Annotated in this window: 24 protein-coding genes and 1 pseudogene; 11 read left to right on the top strand and 14 right to left on the bottom strand. The window is 73.5% G+C overall.

Going from position 1 to position 23,148, the window contains the following annotated elements; all coding sequences use genetic code 11:
• Positions 1-11: 11 nt before the first annotated feature.
• From ACGFI2_RS25940 to ACGFI2_RS25920, 5 genes are all read right to left on the bottom strand, one after another.
• Positions 12-683, bottom strand: a complete 672-nt coding sequence (locus ACGFI2_RS25940; RefSeq protein WP_393521606.1) for a hypothetical protein — start codon at positions 681-683, stop codon at positions 12-14.
• Complete coding sequence (locus ACGFI2_RS25935; RefSeq protein ID WP_393521604.1) at positions 680-3,352, bottom strand: FtsK/SpoIIIE domain-containing protein; 2,673 nt, start codon at positions 3,350-3,352, stop codon at positions 680-682. Before ACGFI2_RS25935 ends, ACGFI2_RS25940 begins: the two co-directional genes overlap by 4 nt.
• Positions 3,345-4,223 carry a hypothetical protein gene (locus tag ACGFI2_RS25930; protein ID WP_393521602.1) on the bottom strand — a complete coding sequence of 293 codons (879 nt, stop codon included), beginning with the start codon at positions 4,221-4,223 and terminating at the stop codon, positions 3,345-3,347. The genes ACGFI2_RS25935 and ACGFI2_RS25930 overlap by 8 nt, the downstream gene beginning before the upstream one ends.
• Positions 4,224-4,233: 10 nt before the next feature.
• On the bottom strand, positions 4,234-4,494 hold the full coding sequence (locus ACGFI2_RS25925; RefSeq protein ID WP_030504016.1) for a hypothetical protein: 261 nt from the start codon (positions 4,492-4,494) through the stop codon (positions 4,234-4,236).
• Positions 4,495-4,678: 184 nt separating this feature from the next.
• Complete coding sequence (locus ACGFI2_RS25920) at positions 4,679-5,056, bottom strand: hypothetical protein (RefSeq protein WP_393521600.1); 378 nt, start codon at positions 5,054-5,056, stop codon at positions 4,679-4,681.
• Between the two features lie 113 nt (positions 5,057-5,169).
• Here ACGFI2_RS25920 and ACGFI2_RS25915 point away from each other — a divergent pair, with 113 nt between their 5' ends.
• The 3 genes from ACGFI2_RS25915 to ACGFI2_RS25905 are packed head-to-tail and all read left to right on the top strand — an operon-like array spanning position 5,170 to position 8,303.
• Complete coding sequence (locus ACGFI2_RS25915) at positions 5,170-7,719, top strand: ATP-dependent Clp protease ATP-binding subunit (RefSeq protein WP_393521598.1); 2,550 nt, start codon at positions 5,170-5,172, stop codon at positions 7,717-7,719.
• Between the two features lie 60 nt (positions 7,720-7,779).
• Complete coding sequence (locus ACGFI2_RS25910) at positions 7,780-7,953, top strand: hypothetical protein (RefSeq protein ID WP_393521596.1); 174 nt, start codon at positions 7,780-7,782, stop codon at positions 7,951-7,953.
• Positions 7,953-8,303: a DUF3140 domain-containing protein gene (locus ACGFI2_RS25905; protein WP_393521594.1), complete on the top strand. Its 351-nt coding sequence runs from the start codon at positions 7,953-7,955 to the stop codon at positions 8,301-8,303. Before ACGFI2_RS25910 ends, ACGFI2_RS25905 begins: the two co-directional genes overlap by 1 nt.
• A 157-nt stretch (positions 8,304-8,460) precedes the next feature.
• On the opposite strand, the gene ACGFI2_RS25900 is transcribed toward ACGFI2_RS25905, so the two are convergent.
• From ACGFI2_RS25900 to ACGFI2_RS25890, 3 genes are read right to left on the bottom strand one after another with little or no spacing between them, the layout of a single operon-like run.
• Positions 8,461-8,697 (bottom strand): hypothetical protein, encoded by a 237-nt coding sequence (locus ACGFI2_RS25900; RefSeq protein WP_393521592.1) that lies wholly within the window; start codon positions 8,695-8,697, stop codon positions 8,461-8,463.
• A gap of 19 nt (positions 8,698-8,716) precedes the next feature.
• Entirely contained in the window at positions 8,717-9,703 is a 987-nt protein-coding gene (locus ACGFI2_RS25895) for a LysR substrate-binding domain-containing protein (RefSeq protein WP_393521590.1), read from the bottom strand.
• A gap of 49 nt (positions 9,704-9,752) precedes the next feature.
• A complete protein-coding gene (locus ACGFI2_RS25890) occupies positions 9,753-10,370 on the bottom strand; it encodes a hemerythrin domain-containing protein (protein WP_393521588.1) in 618 nt (205 codons plus the stop codon).
• Between the two features lie 116 nt (positions 10,371-10,486).
• Here ACGFI2_RS25890 and ACGFI2_RS25885 point away from each other — a divergent pair, with 116 nt between their 5' ends.
• On the top strand, positions 10,487-11,806 hold the full coding sequence (locus ACGFI2_RS25885; protein WP_393521586.1) for a M20/M25/M40 family metallo-hydrolase: 1,320 nt from the start codon (positions 10,487-10,489) through the stop codon (positions 11,804-11,806).
• A 60-nt stretch (positions 11,807-11,866) separates the two neighbouring features.
• A complete protein-coding gene (locus tag ACGFI2_RS25880; RefSeq protein ID WP_393521584.1) occupies positions 11,867-12,520 on the top strand; it encodes a hypothetical protein in 654 nt (217 codons plus the stop codon).
• Positions 12,521-12,574: 54 nt separating this feature from the next.
• Here the strand turns inward: ACGFI2_RS25880 and ACGFI2_RS25875 are convergent, their stop codons facing one another.
• Together ACGFI2_RS25875 and ACGFI2_RS25870 are read right to left on the bottom strand one after the other, a co-directional pair.
• Positions 12,575-12,766, bottom strand: coding sequence for a DUF5703 family protein (locus tag ACGFI2_RS25875; protein ID WP_107155556.1), 192 nt, complete (start codon positions 12,764-12,766; stop codon positions 12,575-12,577).
• A gap of 115 nt (positions 12,767-12,881) precedes the next feature.
• Entirely contained in the window at positions 12,882-13,853 is a 972-nt protein-coding gene (locus ACGFI2_RS25870) for an aldo/keto reductase (RefSeq protein ID WP_393521582.1), read from the bottom strand.
• Positions 13,854-14,018: 165 nt separating this feature from the next.
• Here ACGFI2_RS25870 and ACGFI2_RS25865 point away from each other — a divergent pair, with 165 nt between their 5' ends.
• Complete coding sequence (locus tag ACGFI2_RS25865; RefSeq protein ID WP_393521744.1) at positions 14,019-15,071, top strand: LLM class F420-dependent oxidoreductase; 1,053 nt, start codon at positions 14,019-14,021, stop codon at positions 15,069-15,071.
• Positions 15,068-15,904, top strand: coding sequence for an undecaprenyl-diphosphate phosphatase (locus ACGFI2_RS25860; protein WP_393521580.1), 837 nt, complete (start codon positions 15,068-15,070; stop codon positions 15,902-15,904). Before ACGFI2_RS25865 ends, ACGFI2_RS25860 begins: the two co-directional genes overlap by 4 nt.
• Before the next feature lie 56 nt (positions 15,905-15,960).
• Here ACGFI2_RS25860 and ACGFI2_RS25855 read toward each other — a convergent pair whose 3' ends face one another.
• On the bottom strand, positions 15,961-16,536 hold the full coding sequence (locus ACGFI2_RS25855) for a hypothetical protein (protein ID WP_393521578.1): 576 nt from the start codon (positions 16,534-16,536) through the stop codon (positions 15,961-15,963).
• Positions 16,537-17,074: 538 nt separating this feature from the next.
• On the opposite strand from ACGFI2_RS25855, the gene ACGFI2_RS25850 reads away from it, so the two are divergent.
• The 4 genes from ACGFI2_RS25850 (at position 17,075) to mshC (ending at position 20,611) form a co-directional block, all read left to right on the top strand.
• Complete coding sequence (locus ACGFI2_RS25850; RefSeq protein WP_393521742.1) at positions 17,075-17,788, top strand: MSMEG_4193 family putative phosphomutase; 714 nt, start codon at positions 17,075-17,077, stop codon at positions 17,786-17,788.
• A 111-nt stretch (positions 17,789-17,899) separates the two neighbouring features.
• Positions 17,900-18,490 (top strand): DUF3090 domain-containing protein, encoded by a 591-nt coding sequence (locus ACGFI2_RS25845; RefSeq protein WP_393521576.1) that lies wholly within the window; start codon positions 17,900-17,902, stop codon positions 18,488-18,490.
• Positions 18,487-19,305 (top strand): SCO1664 family protein, encoded by an 819-nt coding sequence (locus ACGFI2_RS25840; protein ID WP_393521574.1) that lies wholly within the window; start codon positions 18,487-18,489, stop codon positions 19,303-19,305. The genes ACGFI2_RS25845 and ACGFI2_RS25840 overlap by 4 nt, the downstream gene beginning before the upstream one ends.
• A 67-nt stretch (positions 19,306-19,372) precedes the next feature.
• A complete protein-coding gene (mshC, locus tag ACGFI2_RS25835; RefSeq protein WP_393521572.1) occupies positions 19,373-20,611 on the top strand; it encodes a cysteine--1-D-myo-inosityl 2-amino-2-deoxy-alpha-D-glucopyranoside ligase in 1,239 nt (412 codons plus the stop codon).
• 52 nt (positions 20,612-20,663) lie between these two features.
• Here mshC and ACGFI2_RS25830 read toward each other — a convergent pair whose 3' ends face one another.
• From ACGFI2_RS25830 to ACGFI2_RS25820, 3 genes and pseudogenes are all read right to left on the bottom strand, one after another.
• A complete protein-coding gene (locus ACGFI2_RS25830) occupies positions 20,664-21,941 on the bottom strand; it encodes a glycosyltransferase (protein WP_393521570.1) in 1,278 nt (425 codons plus the stop codon).
• A complete protein-coding gene (locus ACGFI2_RS25825; RefSeq protein ID WP_393521568.1) occupies positions 21,938-22,564 on the bottom strand; it encodes a tetratricopeptide repeat protein in 627 nt (208 codons plus the stop codon). Before ACGFI2_RS25825 ends, ACGFI2_RS25830 begins: the two co-directional genes overlap by 4 nt.
• Positions 22,561-23,148: pseudogene (locus ACGFI2_RS25820) on the bottom strand (hypothetical protein); the annotation flags it as partial. The pseudogene ACGFI2_RS25820 and the gene ACGFI2_RS25825, both read right to left, overlap by 4 nt.

Here is a 23,148-nt window from a genome sequence, read left to right as displayed (position 1 = left end):
ACCGGCCCGGGTCAGCGGGTGTAGGTGACGGCCAGGAGCAGCAGCGTGGTGGCCAGGCCGCTGGCTGCCACCAGGATCATCGGGCGCGGGGTCAGCACCGCGTGCCGCCGGTCCGCCAGCAGCCGGGCCGGCGCCAACCCGACCAGCGGGCCGAGCAGCGTGATCACCAGCGCCAGCACCGGCAGGCCGACCGCCAGGTCGCCGCCCGAGCCGGCGCCCAGCGCCCGCGCGCCGGTCCCCAGCAGGTACGCCACCAGCGCGCCGCCGACGCCGCACGCGATCAGCAGCGGGTTCACCGAGCCGGGCAGCTCGCCCGGCTGCCCGGTGCGCTCCAGCAGCTCCCGCACGCCGCGCAGCAGCGGCACCGGGTCACCGGCGACGCCGCGCACCGGACCCGGCGGGTCGCCGAGGCGCCGGGCGCCGCCGCCGAGGCGGGCCCGCAGCTGCGCCCACAGGTGGGTCACCTCGCCGTCCACCCGCTCCACCATCCGCTGCGCCTCGGCCACCTCCGCCTCGGCGCGGCGCACCTGGTCGGCCGCGTCGGACACCGCCCGCTCGGCGGCGGCCACCTGCTGGGCGTACCAGGCGTGCGCCTCGGCGCGCTGGGCGGCCACCCGGGCGGTCAGCTCGGCGAGCCGGCGGATCTGGGCGCTGTACGTCTCACTGGAGACCGGTTCGTTCATCGGGTGGGACCATAAGGGATGATCACCTGTCCGGTGCGGTGCACCGCGCGGTCGAAGTAGAGACCGCGCCACGGCCGGGGATACCAGTCCGGCCCGCCGCTGCCCGGGTAGAGCGAAGAGGCCAGCTCACCGCCCTGCACGTCGAGCGCCACCCAGGCCCCGATCTGGTCCGTACGGGCGCCGGCGCCACCCAGGTCGACCCGCATCCGGGCCACCCCGCGCCACCAGGCCAGCACGTGGGTGCGCCGCTCCGGTCCGTCGTGCAGGATGCGGCGCAGCTGCTCCCGCCCGGTGCGGGTGCCCGCCTTGCCGGCCAGTGCCCCGGCCGCCGCGTCCACCGCGTACAGCAGCAGGAAGTGCGGCGTACGCGGGGTGCCCGGCGCGGCCAGCCCGTCGCCCACCTCGGCCATCAGCTCGGCCACCGTCTCCTCGTCGTACCAGGAGGCGTCGCCGGGCAGGTCCTCGTAGAGCGCGCGGGCGGCCGGGTCGGCGTCCGGGTCGAGGCAGGCGATGGAGAAGCGGGCGGCGCCGGGGGCGTACTGCCGGGCCAGTGAGCGGGCGGCGGCGTCGAGCACCGCGCACGCCTCGTCCACCCGGGTGCCCAGCACGGCCAGGTTCCGCCCCGGCGCCCGGGGCAGCCGCAGCGACGCCGAGCGGGACTGCACGTCGATGATCTCGCCGAGCAGCGCCACCGGGTTGCGGGGCATGCCCTGCTCGGGGGCGACCAGGGCGCGGAAGTCCGGCGCCTCGGCCAGCCGGGGGATCGCGTCGCCGTCGAAGAGCCGGGCCGGCGCGGCGTCCTGCGGACGCATCCGCCACAGCCGGTGCTGCAGCTCGCTCCAGGTCTCCCAGTCGCTGGCCGACGGGATGCGGGCCACCTCGTTCCCCTCGGCCAGGCCGGACTCGGCGTTGACCACGGCGTGGTGGCGGGGCAGCGACTGCGCGGCGTCGTTGCGCTCGGCCAGGATGCGCAGCGCCTTCGGCAGCGCGATGCGCAGGGTGAACTGGGCGACCAGGGCGGGCCGGCCCCACAGCGCCTCGATGCCGCGCACGTCCTGGGAGGCGAGCACCAGGTGGATGCCCTGCGAGCGGCCCCGCCGGGCCAGATCCTCCAGCAGGTCGGCGGCCTCCCGGGCGACCACGTCCCGGCCGGCGAGCAGCGCCTGGAACTCGTCGACCACCGCGACGATGCGCGGCCAGTGCCCGGTCGGGTCCACCGCGCGAAGCTCGGCCAGCTTCGTGACCTCGTGCTTCTTCGCCGCGTCGGCCCGGCGGCGCAGCTCCTCGGCGAGGAACCGGAGCAGGGCCAGCCCGAACTCGCGGTCGGTGTTGACGTTGATCCCGACCAGCCGCATGTGCGGCAGCCAGCTGGGGTCGCGCCGGCCCTTGGCGAACCGGGCGAAGGACACCCCCTCCTTGAAGTCGAGCAGATAGAACTCCAGCTCGGCGGGGGAGTAGCGGGCGGCGAGCGCGCCGATCCAGGCGAAGATCAGGTTGGTCTTGCCGGTGCCGGACGGGCCGCCGATCAACGCGTGCGGCGGGTAGTCGCCGAGCGTGAGCAGCACCGGCCGCCCGTGCGGGCCCTCGCCGATCGGGGCGCTGAGGCCGTGCGCCGAGTCCTCCCGCCAGTATTCTTCGGGCGGGGGGAGCAGGTCGGTGAAGGGCGTCGGCGGCGGCCCGGCGGCGACCCGGGAGGCGACCGCGCGGCAGGTCTCGGTGACCAGGGCGGGCGGCGGCGGGTCGTCGAGCGCCACCGGCAGCCCGGCGATCCGGGCGTCGTCCGGGTCGACCACGATCCGGGTGACGGTCCGGTCGTCGGGCAGGTCGATGCCCCGGACCACCAGGTGCACGCCGCAGGCGGCGCCGGTGCGGACCACCCGGTCGAGTTGGCCGCGTTCGTGCCGGGACAGCTCGTCGCCGCCGAGCAGCACCGCCACCCGCCACGGCTCGGGCCGGCGCCCGGTGGCGGCGGCCAGCTCGCGCAGCGACGCGTACTCGCCGGCCAGCACGGTGGCGTTGATCCGGCGGATCTGCTCCACCAGCTCGTCCAGGAGCCGGCCCAGGCCGCCCGGGCCGACGGAGGTGAGCAGGCCGGCGGTGCCGAGCGGCGCGAACCCGGCCAGCCCGCCGCCCAGGTGCTCCGGGTCGTAGCCGTACAGCCGCACCGCGCCGGGGTCGGCCCGGCCGACGGACCGCAGCAGCAGCGCGGGCACCACCGAGGCCAGGCCGTCCCGGTCGCCGCCGGCCAGGTGCGCGTGCCCGGCGTCGAGGAGCGGGACCAGCGCCGGCACCGGTTCGGCGCCGGCGATGCGTACCGTGCCGATCCGGACCGCGCCCGGCGGCTCGGCCCGGCCCGCGGGCGTGGCCTGCCAGCGGTTCCATGGCGCGGACGCCGCCCCCGGCGCCTCCCGCCGTGCCGCGTCGGCGGCGCGACGCGCCAGCTCGGCGAGACGGGCGGTGTGCCGGGCGTCGATCTCGGTGAGCCGCCGGTCGCGCGCCGCGCCGACCCGGGCGGGCACCGCGGCGGCGGCGCGGCGGGTACGGTCCAGCCGCTCCCGGCCGGCGACCAGCTCGGCGTCGGCGGCGGCCAGCCGGCTCCGGGTGGCGCCCAGGGCCTCGGAGAGCATCCCCCGCACGCGCGTCACCAGTTGGGCGCGGACGTCAGCCACGCGACGGCTCCCGTTCCTCGATGTCCTTCGGCAGGTCCCGGCCGAGCCGGTCGAGCAGCACGCCGGTGAGCACCCCGGCGGTGACGGCCGGGTCGGCCGCGTGCGGCTGCTCCGGCCCGTCGTCGCGGCGCGGCGGGGGCATCCGGCAGACCCGGGTGAGCAGCGTGTCCAGCACCGGCGGCGGCAGCCCGGGCAGCAGGTCGCGGACCCGCCCGTCCAGCTCGCGGCGCAGCCGGGTCAGGTCGTCCGCGCGGGGCGGGTGGCCGAGCAGCTCCCCGGCCAGGTCGCGCAGCATCGGCGGGGCGATCGCGGCCAGCCCCAGCCCGACGTCGGCGTGCGCCCGGCGCAACTCCCGGTGCAGGCGGTCCCGGTCGCCGGAACGGATCCCGACCACCACCCGGCGCAGCAGCTCGCGGGAGTTCTCCACCCGCTCGTCCGGCTCGTCCGGCGCGCCTTCCCGACCGCCGGTCAGCTCCGCCACCCGTACCGCCCACCAGCGTCGCACCGCGGGCGGCTCGTCCGGCTCGGCGGCCGCGCCCGGCGCGGGTGGCGCCTCGCCGCGCGGCGCGTCGTGCCGCGGTCGTCGCTCGCCCGGTGGCGCGGTGGACGCGCCGTCGGCGGCCAGCCCGATCGCGGCCAGGTACGCGGTGAGCTGCTCCTGCGCCACCCGCAGCGCGTAGCCGGCGGTCTCGGCGTGCTCGGTGGCCGCGGTCAGCTCCGGCACGCCCATCGGGTCGGCCGACTCCTGGCGCACCCAGCGCAGCCGTTCCTCGGCCTGGCCGAGCTTCTCCAGCGCGGCGGCGAGCTGCGCCAGCGGCAGCTCCTCGGCGGCGGCGCGGACCTGCGCGCCGATGTCCTCGACGATGGACACGGCCGGCCCTTCAGAGCGTCGCGACGTAGAGCTGTGCCTGCTCCACCGCCACCAGCGTCGCGGCGAGGCACTCCTCCAGTTCCTGGCTGGCCTGGGTCAGCGAGGCCTGCGCCGCCTCGACCGTCTCGTGGCCGCTGCCCTCCAGCGCGCCGGCCAGCGTCTGCTGCGCCTCGGCCAGCTTCTCGCCGGCCGCCTGCACCGCTGTCTGGCCGTCACCGATCTGCTGGAGAGCGACATCGATGGCGGCCTTCAGCTCGGCGACGCTCGCCACGGGGACCTCCTGGGGGCAGGGGAGATGTCCATTACAACCCATCCCGACGGGTGGACGAACATCCACCCTCGCGTCGTTCCTGCCCCGGTGTCCGATTAGGGCCCTGACGTGCGCGAAGGCCGTGTCGGACGGTTCCGCCGGTCCCGTCGGCGGGCGGGCCGGTCCCGGTTGCGGGACCTCGGCGTCAGCGGCCCAGCCACCGCGGGCCGCGTACCTCGGCGCCCAGCGCGGTCACCCGGGCCCGCAACTCCCGGTCGGCGGTGACCACCACCCGCCGCCGGTCCGGAGCGGCGGCGACCAGCTCGACCACGGTGTCGTCGCCGGACCCGGCCGCGGACACCACGTCGACGCCGGGCGCCGGCGCCACGTGCCGGGCCGCGCCTTCCACCACCAGCACCACCTGCACCGGTGGTGGCAGCTCCGGCGGCACGCCGGCGCCGGCCAGCGGCGCCAGCGCGTCACGCAGCCGGACCGCCGCGCCGGCCCGGTCCCGCCACCAGCCGTCCGGCCGTGCGCCCACCACGTTCGCGCCGTCGACGACCAGCAACGCTCTGCTCTCCATGCCCCCAGCCTGCCACCGGTGCGCGTTTGTCGGGCACACGGCCGGGTAGCCACCGCCGACCGCGCCGCGCCGTGTCGCGTCCCGGTCGTGCCGACCGACTGCGGAGGACGAAGATGATGGGACCCGGTGACTTCGGCAACGACCCGTGGGACGAGTTCCTGGCCCGCTACTTCGGCCGGGGCGAGGCAGGACGACGGCCGGCGCACCGGGTCGACATCACCCGCCTGATGACCGCCGACGCCCGGGAGATGCTGGCCGACGCGGCCCGCCGGGCCGCCCAGAAACACAGCAACGACCTGGACACCGACCACCTGCTCTGGGCGGCGTTGCAGCGCGAGCCGCTGCGGGACCTGGTCCGCCGCGCCGGCGCCGACCCGGACGCGCTGGTGAACGCGCTCGGTGGACGCGCCGAGGGCGCGCCCGGCGGCGAGGTTCCGCCGAACCTGTCGCTCACCCCGGCCGCGAAGCGGGCGCTGCTGGACGCCCACCAGCTCTCTCGGGCCATGGGCGCCAACTACATCGGCCCCGAGCACATCCTGATGGCGCTGCCGCTCAACCCCGAGTCGCCGGCCGGCCGGATGCTCGCCGCCGGCCGGATCCAACCCGAGTCGTTGCAGGCGGCCAGCGCCGAGCGCGGCGCGGCGAACGGCCCGCGCCCGGACCGGGGCACCCCCACCCTCGACCAGTACGGGCAGGACCTCACCGAGCTGGCCCGGATGGACCAGATCGACCCGGTGATCGGCCGGGCCGACGAGATCGAGCAGGCGGTGGAGATCCTGTCCCGGCGCACCAAGAACAACCCGGTGCTCATCGGTGAGGCCGGCGTCGGCAAGACCGCCATCGTGGAAGGGCTGGCGGAGCGGATCTGCGACGGCGACGTGCCGCAGACCCTGCTCGGCAAGCGGGTCGTCCAGCTCGACCTGCCCGGCCTGGTCGCCGGCACCCGCTACCGGGGCGACTTCGAGGAACGCCTGAAGAAGGTGATCGACGAGATCCGGGCCCACCGCGACGAGCTGATCATCTTCCTGGACGAGATCCACACCCTGGTCGGCGCCGGTGGCGCCGGAAGCGAGGGCGGGATGGACGCGTCCAACATGCTCAAGCCGGCGCTCGCCCGCGGTGAGCTGCGGGTGATCGGCGCGACCACGCTCGACGAGTACCGGCGCAGCATCGAGAAGGACGCCGCCCTGGCCCGTCGGTTCCAGCCGGTGCTGGTGCCCGAGCCGACCGTCGAGGACACCGTCGCCATCCTGCGCGGCCTGCGCGACCGCTACGAGGCGCACCACCAGGTCCGGTTCACCGACGAGGCGCTGGTCGCCGCCACCGAGCTGTCCGACCGGTACGTCACCGACCGGTTCCTGCCGGACAAGGCGATCGACCTGATCGACCAGTCCGGCGCCCGGGTACGCCTGCGCACCCGCACCCCCGCCTCCGACGTGCGTGAACTGGAGCAGCAGCTCGACGACGTACGCCGGGACAAGGAGCAGGCGGTCTCCGACGAGCAGTACGAGCGGGCCTCCTCGCTGCGCGACAAGCTCGCCGAGCTGGAGGACCAGATCCGTCGCGCCCGCGGCGACGAGGGACCCAACCACGTGCCCGAGGTCGGGCCGAAGGAGATCGCCGAGGTGGTGTCCCGGGCCACCGGCATCCCGGTCACCCAGCTCACCGAGGAGGAACGCGACCGCCTGCTGCGTCTGGAGGGGCACCTGCACGAGAGGGTGATCGGGCAGGACGACGCGGTCGGCGCGGTGTCCGAGGCGGTGCGCCGCTCGCGTACCGGGCTGGCCGACCCGAACCGGCCGATGGGCAGCTTCCTCTTCCTCGGCCCCACCGGCGTCGGCAAGACCGAACTGGCCCGCGCGCTCGCCGAGGCGCTGTTCGGCGAGGCGGACCGGATGGTCCGGGTGGACATGAGCGAGTTCCAGGAGCGGCACACGGTCAGCCGGCTGGTCGGCGCCCCGCCCGGCTACGTCGGCTACGAGGAGGCCGGCCAGCTCACCGAGGCGGTCCGCCGGCGCCCGTACGCGGTGGTGCTGCTGGACGAGATCGAGAAGGCGCACCCCGATGTCTTCAACATCCTGCTCCAGGTGCTCGACGACGGCCGGCTCACCGACAGCCAGGGCCGGACGGTGAACTTCAAGAACACCGTACTGATCATGACGAGCAACCTCGGCTCGGAGCTGATCACCGGCGCCCAGCGCACGGTCGGGTTCGCCACCGGCGATCCGGGCCAGCAGGAAGCCACCGAGCTGCGGGAACGGTTGATGCGCCGGCTGCAGGAGAACTTCCGCCCCGAGTTCCTCAACCGGGTCGACGAGATCATCATCTTCCAGCGGCTCGAGGCCGAGCAGTTGCGCGAGATCACCGGCCTGCTGCTGGAGGAGACCCGCCGCCGGCTGCACGCCCAGGACATCCAGGTCGAGATCAGGGCCGCCGGCGTCGACTGGCTCGCCGAGCACGGCTACCAGCCGGAGTTCGGCGCCCGCCCGCTGCGCCGGGTGATCCAGCGCGAGCTCGACAACCGGCTGTCGAGGATGCTGCTGGAGAACGAGATCTCGCCAGGGCAGAAGGTCACCGTGGACGCCCGCGACGGCCAGCTCGTCGTCGACGTGTCCGCCGGTGAGCGCGGATACACGGCCGCCACCACATCCCATCCCCGGTGAGGGGTGCGGCCACCCTCGACGGGCCGGCCCGGCCCGTCGCGCACGGATCGGAGGGCGGACATGACCGAACCCGAGGAGACCCGGGAGGACACCGCGGCCGGCGAACCGATCGAGGCGGCGCCGACGGCCAACCCGTCCCGGGTCCGGGTGCCGCCGGAAGGTCCGACCCAGCAGACACCGCACGGCGAGGGCGATCCGGAACCGTCCGGGCCGCCGCCGGGAGAGGAGGCGTGATGGTACGCGAGGCGCGACTCGACCCCGAGGTCGAGGTGATCTGGGACGACTTCCACGCCGAGGTGAACGTACCCTCCGAGCAGCTGCGGCAGTGGCTGCTGACCCGCGGGTCGGGGGAGGAGGCCTTCGGCCCGGACCCCGACCTTGACCTGCCCGAGCCCGGCCGGCAGATCCTCGCCGTGCTGCGCAAGCGCAAGGTCGACCTCACCCCGGAGGACATCGAGGTGATGCGGGAGGCGATCACCCGGATCCGGGAGCTGACCGCCGACAAGCCGGACCGGGGCAACGCCGACGACGAGTGGCGGCACGCGCTGCTCGACCTCGGCCACGACGTGCTCGTCGAACGCTGAGCCGGCGGCGGGCGCCCGGGCGGACACCCGCCCGGGCTGACCGGGCATGGCCTCACGGCCCTCCCTTCGCTCGGTGCGTTCGCTCATGCGGGCGGACCGGGCATGGCCTCACGGCCCTCCCTTCGCTCGGTGCGTTCGCTCATGCGGGCCGACCGCCCTACTCGGACTCCGTGCTGGGCAGTCGCAGACCGGCGGCGTCGGCCGCGGCCCGCAGGTCCGTCCGGGCCCGTTCCTCCCGGCTGAGCAGGTCGGCGTACTCGGTGACGTCCGCCGGGTCCGGCACCTCCGGCAGGCGGCGCAGGAACGCCTCCACGTCGGCGGCGGCGGCGGTGTGCGCGGTGGCCGCCTGACGCAGCAACTCCCGCTGGTCGGCGGCCGGATACAGATCAGTCATGCCGCCGTGATACCCGCGTTCAGGCGGTTCGCACCCCGCCCGCGCCGTGCGGCTGCACCCCGAAGTCCGGATGGGCCAGCAGCCAGGCCAGATAGTCCGGGTGGTTGGCCAGCGCGTCGGTGTACGCCGCCGCGGCCGTCTGCAGCACCGGCTCCGCCACCGCCGCCGCGGGCGCCTCCGGATGCCAGCCGAACAGCAGCCGCCAGCGCAGCGGGGTGCCGGCCAGCCGGCGGGTGACCAGCCCGGCCACCGGGCGGAAGGTGGCCTGGCACAGCGCCACCGCCGTGCCCGCGTCGACCAGGTCCAGCGCGGCGCGTACGTCCGCCTCGTACACCTTGCGGGGGGTGAAGCCGGCGCGGGCGCAGGCGGCGGCGAAGCAGTCGCCGAAGCAGCCGTCGCCCGGCGCGGCCACCCACTGCTCGCGCCGCAGGTCGATCAGGTCGATCTCGTCCCGGCCGGCCAGCGGGTGGGTCTGCGGCAGCAGCACGAAGACCGGGTCCACGGCCACCTCCCGCCAGCTCAACCCGAACACCGGCGACGGCGCGGCGTCCCCGCACACGCCGGTGAGGGCGAAGTCGAGCCGGCCGCCGGCCACCATCTGGGCCAGCTCGTCCACGGACCAGGACGCGTACGTGGAGATCTGCGCGTCGGCGTGCTCGGCGGCGAGCCGGTGCACCAGCCGGCCCAGGATCGGGCTGTTCACCCCGCCGAACCGGTAGCGGCGCAGCGGATCGCCCGCGCCGGCCAGCCGGGCCGCCTCGTCCTGCAGGCCCTTCATCGCCGGCAGCAGCACCCGGGCCCGGTCCAGCACCAGCTCACCCAGTGCGGTGGGCCGGGCGCCGCGGCGGTCCCGCTCGAACAGCGGCCCGCCGAGCACCCGCTCGATCCGTTGGAGCTGGGCGGTCAGCGCCGGCTGGGCCAGGCCGAGCATGGCGGCCGCCTTGGTGACGCTCCCCGTCTCGGCGATCGCGCAGACCACCCGCAGGTGTCGCAGCTCCAGATTCATAGGGTGACGGTAGGACCACGAACGGGTGTCCGGGAAGGGGCGGTTCGGGTCAGGCGTCCCGGCGATGCTCCAGGTCGGCCAGGCGGGTACGCCGCCCGGTGACCGCGTCGCGCACCTTGTCCAGCACCCCCACCGCCGGCTCGACGATCTTGTTCCAGGGCGGGGTGGCCGGGGTGCCCGGGTGCGGCCGGGTGGGCGCCGCCTCCTCCGCGATCTCCCACCGGTTGCCCAGCCGGATCAGCTCGGCGTCGCTGGCCACCTCGCGCAGCGGCGTGACCAGCGCGGCGACCCGGCTCACGTGCCGGCGTACCCGTTCGGCCACGTCGGCGACCACCGCGTCGTCCGGACCGGACAGCTGCTTCAACGCGGTGAGCAGGGCGGCGTCCGCCTCGATCTCCCGCGCGACCAGGTCCTCGCTCTCCGGCACCGCGGCGCGGGCGGCCGGGAAGAGGTACTGCTCCTCGGCGGAGAGGTGCCGCGACACCGCCGCGTTCAGCACGTCGAGCACCCGGCGGCGGCCGGCCGGGTCCAGCCCCGGCTCGGTGACCCGGTCGGCCAGGTCGAGCAGGGTGCGGTGCTCGGCGTCCACGAGGTCGGCCAGGCTCCGCCCGCCCGGCCGGTACGCGTCGTCGGCGGCGGGCGGGAGCGGCGGCAGGGGGACGGTCATGGTGCCCTCCTCGTGGTGGCCGGAATCGATGTTCGGCGTTACCCGGCCGCGCGTCCCGCGAAACCGGTCCGGACCGCGCCGGTGGTCGCGACCCGCCCGGCTGGTATAAGGAAGCGATGACGACCTCCGCCTCACCCGAGCCCACCGACGAGGTCGTGGACCTCTGCCGGGACCTGCTGCGCATCGACACCACCAACACCGGGGACAACGACACCAGCGCGGGAGAGCGGCGCGCCGCGGAGTACGTCGCGGAGAAGCTCGCCGAGGTCGGCGTCGACGCCGAGATCCACGAGTCGGCGCCCGGCCGGGCCAACCTGGTGGCCCGGATCCCCGGCACCGAGCCGGGCCGGGACGCGCTGCTGGTGCACGGTCACCTCGATGTGGTGCCCGCCGACCCGGACGAGTGGTCGGTGCACCCGTTCTCCGGCGAGATCCGCGACGGCTACCTGTGGGGCCGCGGCGCGATCGACATGAAGGACTTCGACGCCATGGTGCTGGCCGTGGTGCGCGACTGGCAGCGCGCCGGCGTCCGGCCCCGGCGCGACGTGGTGCTCGCCTTCACCGCCGACGAGGAGGCCGGCAGCGACTACGGCGCGCACTTCCTGGCCCGGAACCACCGAGGGCTCTTCGACGGCTGCACCGAGGCGATCGGCGAGGTGGGCGGCTTCTCCTACTCCGTCGACGACGCGCGCCGGCTCTACCTGATCGAGACCGCCGAGAAGGGCATCGACTGGCTGCGCCTGCACGCCAGGGGCCGGCCCGGGCACGGCTCGATGGTGCACGACGACAACGCGGTGACCGCGCTCGCCGAGGCGGTCGCCCGGATCGGCCGGCACCGCTTCCCGGTGGTCATGACCGACACCGTGCGGGCGTTCCTGGCCGAGGTCTCCGACGTGCTCGGCATCGAGATCGACCCGGACGACCCGGAGACCGCGATCGCCAAGCTCGGCCCGATCGCCAACATCATCGGCGCCACCGTCCGCAACACCGCCAACCCGACCCGGCTGGCCGCCGGCTACAAGGACAACGTCATCCCCGGCCGGGCCACCGCCACCATCGACTGCCGCAGCCTGCCCGGGCAGAGCGAGGAGTTGGAACGGCAGCTGCGCGAGCTGGTCGGCCCGGACATCGCCATCGAGTACGTCCAGCGGCAGCCGGCCCTGGAGACCACGTTCGACGGCGACCTGGTGGAGCAGATGTCGGCCGCGCTGCGCGCCGAGGACCCGGGCGCCCACCCGGTGCCGTACATGCTCTCCGGCGGGACCGACGCCAAGGCGTTCTCCCAGCTCGGCATCCGCTGCTTCGGCTTCGCGCCGCTGCGGCTGCCCGCCGACCTCAATTTCTCCGGCCTGTTCCACGGCATCGACGAGCGCGTCCCGCTGGACGGACTACAGTTCGGCGTGCGGGTTCTCGACCGCTTCCTCCGCAACTGCTGACCGCGCCCGCCGCGGCGCCGCCGACGCGGACCTCCCCCCATCGCGAAGGGACTGCCTCACATGACCGACCAGCACGCTGAGCTGGACGCCGCCCTCGAGCAGGTGATCGACGCCGCCCGCGCCCACCTCGCCGCCGTCCGGGCCGCTCAGGGCCGGATCGACGACGACGCCGTCTGGCAGGCGTACGTCGCGTTGAACAACGCCTCGTTCGCCTACGACGAGCAGCTGCTCGACGCGTTCGGCGAGGTGACGCCCTGGGACGTCGAGTCGATCGACCCGGACGAGGCGGACGAGCGTTTCGGCGCGGTCGAGGGCGGCGAGCCTACCGACCCGCACCCGCGGGTGATCTCGGTGCGGCAGCGGCGCGACTACCGGGTGCCCAGCGTCGCCGCGCTGCTCCGGGTGGCCGAGGCGGCCCGCCGCGAGGGCACCCCGGAGGACGACGAGCCGGCGCCGGTGGAGGGCGTCGGCGAGGCGGTGCTGGAGCTGCTGCAGAGCGGCGACGGCTCGCTCTCCGCGCTGGACGTGCCCGAGCTGGAACCGCTCGACGGCGTGGTCATGGTCAGCGAGGTCGGCACCCCGGTCGACCTGGAGTCGTTCGACGACGACGACCCGGTCGGCCCGTTCCAGCCGGCCGTCGACGACCGGCTTGTCGGGCGCCTCGACGAGCACCCGTTCCTGGAGCTCGACGAGGAGCACGATCACGCCCACTAGGCCGTGACCGCCTCGGGGCCGCACGGCGCGGCGCGGCCCCGGGGCGAAGCCCCGTCAGTACGACAGGCCCGGCTGCGGCTTGTTCACCACGCGACGGCGCAGCATCACCTGCCGCGTGCCGTCCCGGTAGAGCCGCACCCGGGCCAACTCCCAGCCGGAGAACTCCGCCTGGATCGCCAGCTGCGCCGCGGCGGTCAACCGATCGACGTTCGAAGGCAACCGCAGCGGCGCGTATTCGTAGTCCATGACCCCTATGCTGCCCAGCTCGCGGGCCCTTTGCCACCCCCCGACCGTGACCCGGATCGCCTCGCGGGCGCCGCGACCCGGCCCGCTCTCCTTGCGGCCGGTGGGCGGCGGTCGGTCAGCCGTCGCGCTCCGGGTAGCCGACCGGCACCGCGGACACGTCGTCCAGCGCCGTGACGATCTCGTCCGGCAGGGTCATCCGCTCGACCTGGAGCGCGCCGAGGAGCTGCCCGACGGTCCGGGCGCCGAGGATCGGCGCGGTGACCCCGGGCCGGTCCCGGACCCAGGCCAGCGCCACCTCCGTCGGCGACACGCCGAGGCCGCCGGCGGCGATGGCCACCGCCTCCACGATGCTGGAGCAGCGGGGCTCCAGGTAGGTGCCGACGAAGCGCTCGAAGTGCGGCGACACGGCACGCGAGTCGGCCGGGCGGCCGTTGCGGTACTTGCCGGTGAGCACCCCCCGGCCCAGCGGCGACCAGGGCAGCACACCCAGCCCCATCCCGGCGCAGGCCGGCAGCACCTCGCGCTCGATGCCGCGCTCCAGCAGCGAGTACTCCACCTGGGCGGCGACCACCGGGGCGCGCCCCGGCCAGGCGGCCTGCCAGGCGGCGGCCCGGGCGGTCTGCCAGCCGGAGAAGTTCGACACCCCCACGTACCGGGCCTTCCCGCTGGACACGGCGTGGTCCAGCGCGGTGAGCGTCTCCTCCAGCGGAGTGTCCGGGTCGTAGCCGTGCACCTGCCACAGGTCGACGTGGTCGGCGCCGAGCCGGCGCAGCGAGGCGTCAAGCGTGCGCAGCAGGTGCCCGCGCGAGCCGTCGCGGCGGCGCCCGCTGCCCGGCCGCAGCCCCGCCTTGGTGGCGATGAGCAGCTCGTCGCGGTCGACCAGGCTGCCCAGCAGGGAGCCGATCACCGACTCCGCGTCGCCGTCGGCGTACACGTCGGCGGTGTCGACGAGGTTGCCGCCCGCGTCGAGGTAGCTCTTCAGCTGGGCGGCCGCGTCGTCGGCGTCGGTGTCCCGTCCCCAGGTCATGGTGCCGAGCGCGAGCCGCGAAACCGCCAGCCCGCTTCGGCCGAGCGGTCGCTGTTGCATGGGTGAACCTTATTTCGATCCCGGCGTCACGGATATCCTCGCCGTAGTCAACTTCCCGCGCGACCGCAGGGCCGGTGTGACGTGTTCGGGGCGAGCCGGTCGTCGGTGGCGGCACCGGCATTGCGTAACCTGATGCGACCTGTGGTGCGGACGGTGGGAGGACCAGTGCGACTCGGGCTCAACCTCGGATACCAGACGGCCTGGAGCACGCCGGCCGACCACCTGGCGTTCGCCCAGGAGGCGGACCGGCTCGGCTACTCGGTGGTGTGGGCGGCGGAGGCGTACGGCTCCGACTCGCCGAGCATGCTCTCCTGGATGGCCGGGCAGACGCAGCGCATCGACCTCGGCTCCGCCGTCATGCAGATCCCCGCCCGCACCCCGGCGATGACCGCGATGACCGCCGCGACCATCGACGCGCTCTCCGGCGGCCGGTTCCGGCTCGGCCTCGGCGTCTCCGGCCCGCAGGTCTCCGAGGGCTGGCACGGCGTCCGGTTCGCCAAGCCGCTGTCGCGCACCCGGGAGTACGTGGACATCGTCAAGCTCGCGGTGGCCCGCAAGGAGGTCGCGTACGACGGCGAGCACCACACGCTGCCGCTGCCGGACGGCCCGGGCAAGGCGCTGCGGCTGAGCTTCCACCCGCCGCGCGAGCACATCCCGATCTACCTGGCCGCCGTCGGCCCGAAGAACCTGGAGCTGGCCGGCGAGATCGCCGACGGCTGGCTGGCCGTCTTCTACGCCCCGGAGTTCGCCGAGGAGCACCTCGCCGCGATCCGGGCCGGGCGGGCCACGGCCGGCAAGGAGCTGGCCGGCTTCGACGTGGTCCCGTCGGTGCCGGTCGTGATCGGTGACGACGTCGCCACCTGCGCCGAGCTGGTCCGCTGGTACGCCGCGCTCTACGTGGGCGGGATGGGCAGCCGGAAGCAGAACTTCTACAACCAGCTCGCCACCCGGATGGGCTACGGCGACGCGGCCCGGGAGGTGCAGGAGCTCTACCTGGCCAAGCGGCAGCGCGACGCGGCCGCCGCGGTGCCGATGGAGTTCATCGACCGCACCTCGCTGCTCGGGCCGAAGGAGCGCGTCGCCGAGCGGATGCGGGAGTATGCCGCCGCGGGCGTGACCACGCTGTCGGTGACGCTGTTCGTGGCCGACCGGGACAGCGGCGTGCGGACGCTGCGCACCGTCGCCGAGGCGCTGGAGCTGTCCGGGGTCGGCGAGTGACCTGGGTCGAGGCCATCGTCCTGGGCATCGTCCAGGGGCTGACGGAGTTCCTGCCGGTGTCGTCGTCCGGGCACCTGCGGATCACCTCGGCCATCTTCTTCGGCCGTGACGCGGGCGCGTCGTTCACCGCGGTGACGCAGCTCGGCACCGAGGCCGCCGTGCTGATCTACTTCTTCAAGGACATCTGGCGGATCGTCCGCACCTGGTGCCTGGGCCTGGTCGACCGGTCGGTGCGCTCCAGCCTCGACTACCGGATGGGCTGGTACGTCATCGTCGGCACCATCCCGATCGGGATCCTCGGGCTGCTCTTCAAGGACCAGATCCGCACCGCCGGCCGGAACCTCTACCTCATCTCCTTCACGTTGATCTTCTTCGCCCTGGTGCTCGCGTTCGCCGAGTACTGGGGCCGGCAGACCCGCACGTTGGAGAACTTCCGGATGCGCGACGGCGTGGCGATGGGCCTGGGGCAGGCCATGGCGCTGATCCCCGGTGTCTCCCGCTCGGGCGGCACGCTGACCGTCGGCCTGCTCCTCAACCTCACCCGGGAGACGGCGGCGCGTTACTCGTTCCTGCTGGCCATCCCCGCCGTGGTGATCTCCGGCGTGTTCAGCCTGCCGGACGTCTTCGAGCCGTCCGCGCCCGGCACCGCCGCGCCGAGCGTGGCGCAGATGGTGGTGGCCACGCTGATCGCGTTCGCCATCGGCTACGCGGCCATCGCCTGGCTGCTGCGCTACGTCGCGCACCACACGCTCTACCTCTTCGTGCTCTACCGGGTGGCGCTCGGCACGCTCGTGCTCTGCCTGCTGCTCACCGGCACCATCAGCGCCACCTGATCCCGGCCACACGACGAAGGCCGGCACCCCGTGACGGGGTGCCGGCCTTCGCGGTGTCAGCTGTTCCAGTGCTGGGCGACGATGTCGGCGGCCTGCTGCTCCCACTGCGCGTACGCGTCGGGGTAGGCGCTGACCTGCACGGTCTGGGCGGCCTGGGTCAGCGGCATGTCCTGCCAGCCGTCAACCTGCTTCAGGCCCTTGAGGAACGCGAGCGTGGAGTACTCGGGGTCGGTGATCTGCTCCGGCGTGCCCCAGCCGCTGGAGGGGCGCTGCTGGAACAGGCCCAGCGAGTCGTGGTCGTTACGGTCACCGAGGTGGCCGAGGTTCTCCAGCTTCGACTCCTGCAGGCTGGTGGCGATCGAGACGACCGCGGCCCGCTCGTCCATGCCGGCCTTCTTGGTGGCCGCGATGATCGCCTTCACGTTGCCGGTCTGCTCGTCGTTCAGGTCGATGCGGGACTGCGCGCCCTGCACGCCGTGCGGGACGAGCGCGGCGGGGTCGGCCTGGGCGGTGACGGCCGCCTCGCGGGCGGTGGGGGAGCTGTCGTGGTGGTTGAGCGGGCCGGCGGCCAGGCCACCGGCGACGGTCAGACCGGCGATACCGAGGATGCTCTTGCGCAGCATGGTGTTCATGGGGGCTCCGTTCGGGGGTCGACACACCCGGGGGCGGGTGTGCAAGCACCGTCAGGCGGCGCTCTCGTCGGGGGTTCCGGCGGGCCACGGGGCGGGGGCCTCGTCGTGGCGGCGGAACCATGTGCAACGACCGGCGACCCGCCGTCATTCCCGGGGATCCGGGATCCCTCTGGCGGGCGTTTCCGCTGCTCAGCCGTGCACCGGGTATAACGCCCCCGCCCCCGGACCCATTCCAGCCGGCAGGTGCTCCCGACCACTCTCGGACCGGACATACCGCCTACCCGACACCCATCGTCCCCACCCGCCCCAAACACCCCCACCCCACCCACCCCGCACCGCCTCCCCCTCCCGCCGATCTTGCACTCGCGGCCCGGGGAACGCCCGACCTGTCCCGGTGTGGGCGGGCCGCAAGCGCACGATCGGTTGACCGGGTGTCCCAGGGCCCGTTGTACCGCTCGCGCCGGCCGGTTCGGGGGTGGGCGGGAGTGTGGTTGGTGCTGTGGTGGTGGGGGAGGTTGCCGAGGTGGCACGGCCTAGGGTGGTGAGCGTGGCGACCCTTCTGCTCTTGCGACACGGCCGGACCACCGCGAACGCCGACGGTGGCCTGGCCGGCCGGCAACCTGTCGAGCTGGACGACACCGGGCGGGCCCAGGCCACGGCGGTCGGCGGTCGGCTCGCCGGGCTGCCGCTGGCCGCGGTGGTGACCAGCCCGCTGATCCGCTGCCGGCAGACCCTGGAGCTCGCGTTGCCGCAGGCCGAGCCGGTGGTCGAGGACGGGCTGATCGAGTGCGGCTACGGCGCCTGGGAGGGGCAGTCGCTGAAGAAGTTGGCCAAGGAGCCGCTCTGGCCCGTGGTGCAGCAGCATCCGAGCGCCGCCGCCTTCCCGGAGGGGGAGTCGATGGCGGCGATGTCCGCGCGGGCGGTCGCGGCGGTGCGGGCATGGGACGCGCGGGTCACCGCCGAGCACGGGCCCGAGGCGGTCTGGCTGGCGTGCAGCCACGGCGACGTGATCAAGGCCATCGTGGCCGACGCGCTCGGCGTACACCTGGATCTTTTTCAGCGGATCGTGGCCGATCCGGCGTCGGTGACGGCGATCCGCTACACGCCCCTGCGGCCGTTCCTGGTCCGGCTCAACGACACCGGCGGTGACCTGTCCGCGCTGGTCCCGCCGCCGCGCAAGCGGCGCCGGCGGGCGGCCCGCACCATCGGGTCGGACGCGGCGGTCGGTGGTGGCGCGGGCGCGGCCCGGTGAGCCGGGCGGCGCCGGTCGCGTCCGGGCGGTCGGCGCGGCGCGTTGCGCTCTGGGCGGATTCGGCGTCGGTGGGCTGCGCGGTGCTTCCGCGCTCCGGATAGGGTCGTGGGTATGACGCACCAGGTGCACGCGTTCGAGCCGCCGGAGCGGTTCGTCGCCGGAACGGTCGGCCCGCCGGGGGAGCGCACGTTCTTCCTCCAGGCGCGCGGCGGCGGCCGGCTGGTCAGCGTGGCGCTGGAGAAGGTCCAGGTGTCGCTGCTCGCCGAGAAGCTGGAGGAACTGCTCTCCGAGGCGCAACGCCGGTTCGGGGTGAAGGTGCCGGAGTCGGCTCCGGTGGTGGTGGGCGACAACGAGCCGCTCGACACCCCGGTCGACGAGGAGTTCCGGGTCGGGACGCTGGGCCTGGCCTTCGACGTGGACACCGCCACCGTGGTGATCGAGGCGATCGCCGTGGGCGAGGCGGAGGTCGAGGTCGAGCTGGGCGAGGCGGACGACGACGAGGTCGAGATCGACGAGGAGCCGGACGAGCCGGACGAGGACCTCGACCGGCTCCGGGTGCGGCTGACCCCCGAGGCGACCCGCGAGTTCATCGAGCGCGCCAAGCGGGTGGTCAACGCCGGCCGGCCGCCCTGCCCGCTCTGCGGCCAGCCGCTCGACCCGGCCGGCCACCTCTGCCCCCGGCACAACGGCTATCACCGGTGACCTCGTCGGAACTGCAGCCCCGACAGGACGGCGCCGAGGCGCTGCGGCTGCTCGCCGACGGTGAGCTCACCCTGGAGGGACGGCTGGTCGACGCCTCCAACGCCACGCTGCGCGCCGTCGTCGCCCTCGGCGAGGTGAGCGCGCACTGTGTCTACAAGCCGGTGCGCGGCGAGCGCCCGCTCTGGGACTTCCCGGACGGCACGCTCGCCGGCCGGGAGGTGGCCGCCTACCTGGTCTCCCGGGCCACCGGGTGGGACCTGGTGCCGCCGACCGTGCTGCGCGACGGCCCGTTCGGTCCCGGCTCCTGCCAGCTCTGGATCGACGAGCCGGCCGACGCCGAGCCGCTGGTCGGCTTCGTGCCCGCCGAGTCGGTGCCGCCGCGCTGGTTCCCGATCGCCGCGGCGCGCGACGACGACGGCGCGGCCTACGCGCTGGCGCACGCCGACGACCCGCGGCTGGCCCGGCTGGCCGTCCTCGACGCGGTGATCAACAATGCCGACCGCAAGGGCGGGCACGTGCTCGTCGGCACGGACGACCGCATCTACGCGGTGGACCACGGCGTCACCTTCCACGTGGAGGAGAAGCTGCGCACGGTGCTCTGGGGCTGGGCCGGCCGCCTGCTGCCGCCGGACGCGGTCGAGATGCTCGACGGGCTGGCCAGCCGGCTCGGCGGCGCGCTCGGCGAGGAACTGGCCGAGCACCTCACCATCGGCGAGGTGGCCGCGGTGGCGGCCCGGGTGGAGCGGCTGCGCGACTCCGGCCGGTTCCCGGTGCCCCCGGAGGAGTGGCCGGCCATGCCCTGGCCACCCATGTGAGCCGCTGTCGCGTTGATCACCCGTGGGTCGGCACCCGCACGCCTGACGGATCGTTAGGCTGGCTGTCATGGAGTCTTGGGCGGGACACGAGGTGCCACGGCTGCCGGGTGAGGGCGCGCCACTGAGGTTGTACGACTCGGCGCGACAGGGCTCCCACCCGTCCCGGCCCGACGGCGTCGCCTCGATGTACGTCTGCGGCATCACCCCGTACGACGCCACCCACCTCGGGCACGCCGCCACCATGATCACCTTCGACCTGGTGCAGCGGATGTGGCGCGACGCCGGCCTGACCGTGCGCTACGTGCAGAACGTCACCGACATCGACGACCCGCTGCTGGAGCGCGCCGAGCGCGACGGCGAGGACTGGAAGGTCCTGGCCATGCGGGAGACCGCGCTGTTCCGCGAGGACATGGAGGCGCTGCGGATGATCCCGCCGGCGCACTACGTCGGCGCGGTCGAGTCGATCCCGGACATCGCCGACAAGGTGCTCCTGCTGCTCAAGGACGGCGCGGCGTACCGGCTCGACGACGGCACCGGCGACGTCTACTTCGACATCTCCGCCGCCCCCGCGTTCGGCTACGAGTCCAACCTGTCCCGCGCCGAGATGCTGGAGATCTTTCCGGAGCGCGGCGGCGACCCGGACCGCGCCGGCAAGCGGGACCCGCTCGACCCGCTGCTGTGGCGCGGCGCCCGGGAGGGCGAGCCGTCCTGGCCCGGCGGCGAGCTGGGCCCCGGCCGTCCCGGCTGGCACATCGAGTGCACGGTCATCGCGTTGAACCTGCTCGGCGACCGGATCTCCGTGCAGGGCGGCGGCAACGACCTGATCTTCCCGCACCACGAGTGCTCCGCGGCGCACGCCGAGCGGCTGACCGGGGAGACGCCGTTCGCCGACCACTACGTGCACGCCGGCATGATCGGCCTGGACGGCGAGAAGATGTCCAAGTCCAAGGGCAATCTGGTCTTCGTCTCCCGGCTGCGTGCCGACCGGGTCGACCCGATGGCGGTGCGGCTCGCCCTGCTCGCCGGCCACTACCGCAGCGACCGGGCCTGGACCGACGAGCTGCTCGCCGAGGCGCTCCAGCGGCTGGACCGCTGGCGGCGGGCCGCCGCCGCGCCGGCTGGCCCGTCGGGTGAGGCGCTGCTGGCCGAGGTACGAGGACGCCTCGCCGACGACCTCGACACGCCGGACGCGTTGAGGGCGGCCGACACCTGGGCCGCGCGGGCGCTCAGCGGTGACGGCGGCGACGCGACCGCCCCGAAGCTGTTCGCCGACACCGTCGACGCGCTCCTCGGCATCCGCTTGTGAGGCGGAGCCCCGGTCGGGCTTGACGGCGGCGCCTGCGGCGTCCGCTGGGGAGTCAGATGTTCAGCGGTCCACCATTGCGCACGGCGTCGTCCTTGATGGCGATGAGGTTGGCGGAGACGTACGAGATGTCATGGGTCCGGTGCCACTCGCTCGGAAAGTGCGTCACCAACCGCGACACCTGGAATCGGCATTTGATCTCAGGCACGAATCGAGAATAGTTCGCGTCGGTGAAGTACCAGAACGAGTTCTCGTTGTAGAACGCCACATGAGTCGGATCCTGGAAGGCACCCCGACCGTCGGTGCTGGGCGTCAGCGACAACAGCATCCCGTTCGGCGCGAGCAGCCGGTAGAGTTCGTTGAACAGTGAGATCTTGTCCGGAACGTGTTCCAGGAAATCCGCAGCCCGAATGACTCCGACGCTGCTGTCCGGCAGATCGATCCCCTTTGCCACGTCGCAGACGATGTCGACTCCCGGCTCGTCTCGGCAGTCGAGACCGAGATACCCTTCCGGCTTGTTGTGGGCCGAACCCAGATCGAGCGCCAGCAGGCCCTGCCGTCGCGACCAGGCCAGCGCGTTCTGCTGAATGTTCCGGTCGTAGATCTCCACCGTGCGCTGTTGGATGCGGGCGTTGAACTCCGGAACACGCTGCGTGTTCCTGGTGTGCATGCGTTGCAGGTACAGGCATTTTGGGATGTGATGGAACTCGGTCACCTGATAGATCCGAGCCATGAGATCGGCGTCGTCGGCGACATCGAGCGACTCGTCGTATCCGCCAACTTTCTCGTAGATGTCCCGGCGGAAGGCTCGCACATGGTTCGGTGCGTACCAGATGTAGCTCACGTTGTGCGGCGTCGGCGCCAACGCCCGGCACGCCAGCACGTCGCGGCCGTCCACCCGCTCGTCGTAGTGCCGCCAGCCGAACGAACTCGCGAAGCGGTCCTCGCAACGGCCGCCGTCCTCCTGGATCTGTGCGGTGTCGCTGTAGACGAACCCGACCTCGGGGTTGGCGTCGAAGGCGTCGACGATCTGTTGCAGGCAGTCGCTGCCGAGCAGATCGTCGTCGTCGAGCTCGACCAGGATGTCCCCGACGGCTTCGGCGCAGGCGTACCCCTTCACCGCGCCAACGCCGTTCAGGTCGTCCTTCACGATGAGCCGGACCCGGTCGTCGGGCGTCTCGGGCCGCCAACGGGACCCCTGGTTGAGGACGACCACCCATTCCCAGTCCGTGAAGGTCTGCGCGACCAGTGACCGGAAACATTCGTCGATGAAACGGGTACGGTTGCTCCCCGTGAAGACCGTCACGCGCGGCGTTCGCATCGAGCCGATCACCTACCCGCTGACTTGGTTGAACGAGTTGCCGGGTCCGGGCGGTACTCGGCCGGAACGGCTGAGGTGAGCCCCTTGTCCAGCCGGACCGCCGCCTTGAAGGCGTCCCGCGCCTCCGCGTCGTCACCCGACCGGGACAGCAGAATGCCCAGCCGGAGGTAGGCGGTCGATGCCTTGTTGTCGATCGACACGATGCTCCGGTAGATGTCCATCGACGTCGTCGGGGCCTTACCTTCCAGCGCGATGGCCTTGTTGAAGAGAGCCGGCTTGTACTTGGCGTCGGCTGCCAGTGCCTTGTCGTAGTTGCTGATCGCCTCGTCGGGCTGGTTGCGCGACTGGGCGATGAAGCCCAGGTTGAACCAGGCGAACTTGTTGTTGGCGTCACTGGTCAGCACCTTCTCGAAGGTGGCCTTCGCCGCGTCCAAGTCGCCGGACTTGCCCTGCTCGACGCCGAGCTTCAGGAGATCCGCCGGCGTGGACCCGTTGTCGGCGCCGCCGCTCGACTTCTCGCTCTTGCCGGAGTTGCTCGTCTGCGGCTTGTCAGCGGCTTTCTCACTGCATGCCGCGACTCCTGTCACTAGGACTGCGCCACAGGCGAGTGATCCCAGAATCTGACGCGCGATCAATTTTCCTCCCTGGTGGTAACGGAATTGTCCGACTTGGTCGTCGACCGGCCGGCATTGCTACGGTCGGTCGTTGTCCGGCCCGGCGGATCTTCCGGGGCGGTCAACGCCACCGGTGTGGTCAGCGAGATGCAGGACACCCAGATGTCGGCACCTCCGCCGGTGAAGGTGAACTGGTAGCCACTTGTGGAGAGGGGCTGGATCAGCACCGGGTTGACGCCCGCGCCCGAGAGCTGGTAGCCGGTGCCGACGGCGATGTCGCCGGGTACGCACCCGAAATCGACGGGGGTATCCGCAATCACGGTCAGCGGACCCTGAATGTAGGCGGACTGGATCCCGTTGCCGGCCAAGCCCTGAGGGCCTTGTGCGCCTTGCAAGCCCTGCGTGCCCTGGAAGCCCTGTGCACCCTGGAAGCCCTGTGCACCCTGGAAGCCCTGTGCACCCTGGAAGCCTTGTGCGCCTTGTAGGCCGGTGTTGCCCTGAGCGCCCTGTGCGCCGGTGTTGCCTTGCGTGCCTTGGAAGCCCTGGGCTCCTTGTGCGCCGGTGTCGCCCTGGGTGCCTTGCGCGCCTTGGGCGCCGGTGTTGCC

The sequence above is a fragment of the Micromonospora sp. NPDC049282 genome (assembly GCF_043197045.1).
GTDB lineage: Bacteria > Actinomycetota > Actinomycetes > Mycobacteriales > Micromonosporaceae > Micromonospora.
The sequence above is the reverse complement of the archived record's forward strand: the minus strand, read 5'-3'. Positions and strand labels throughout refer to the sequence as shown.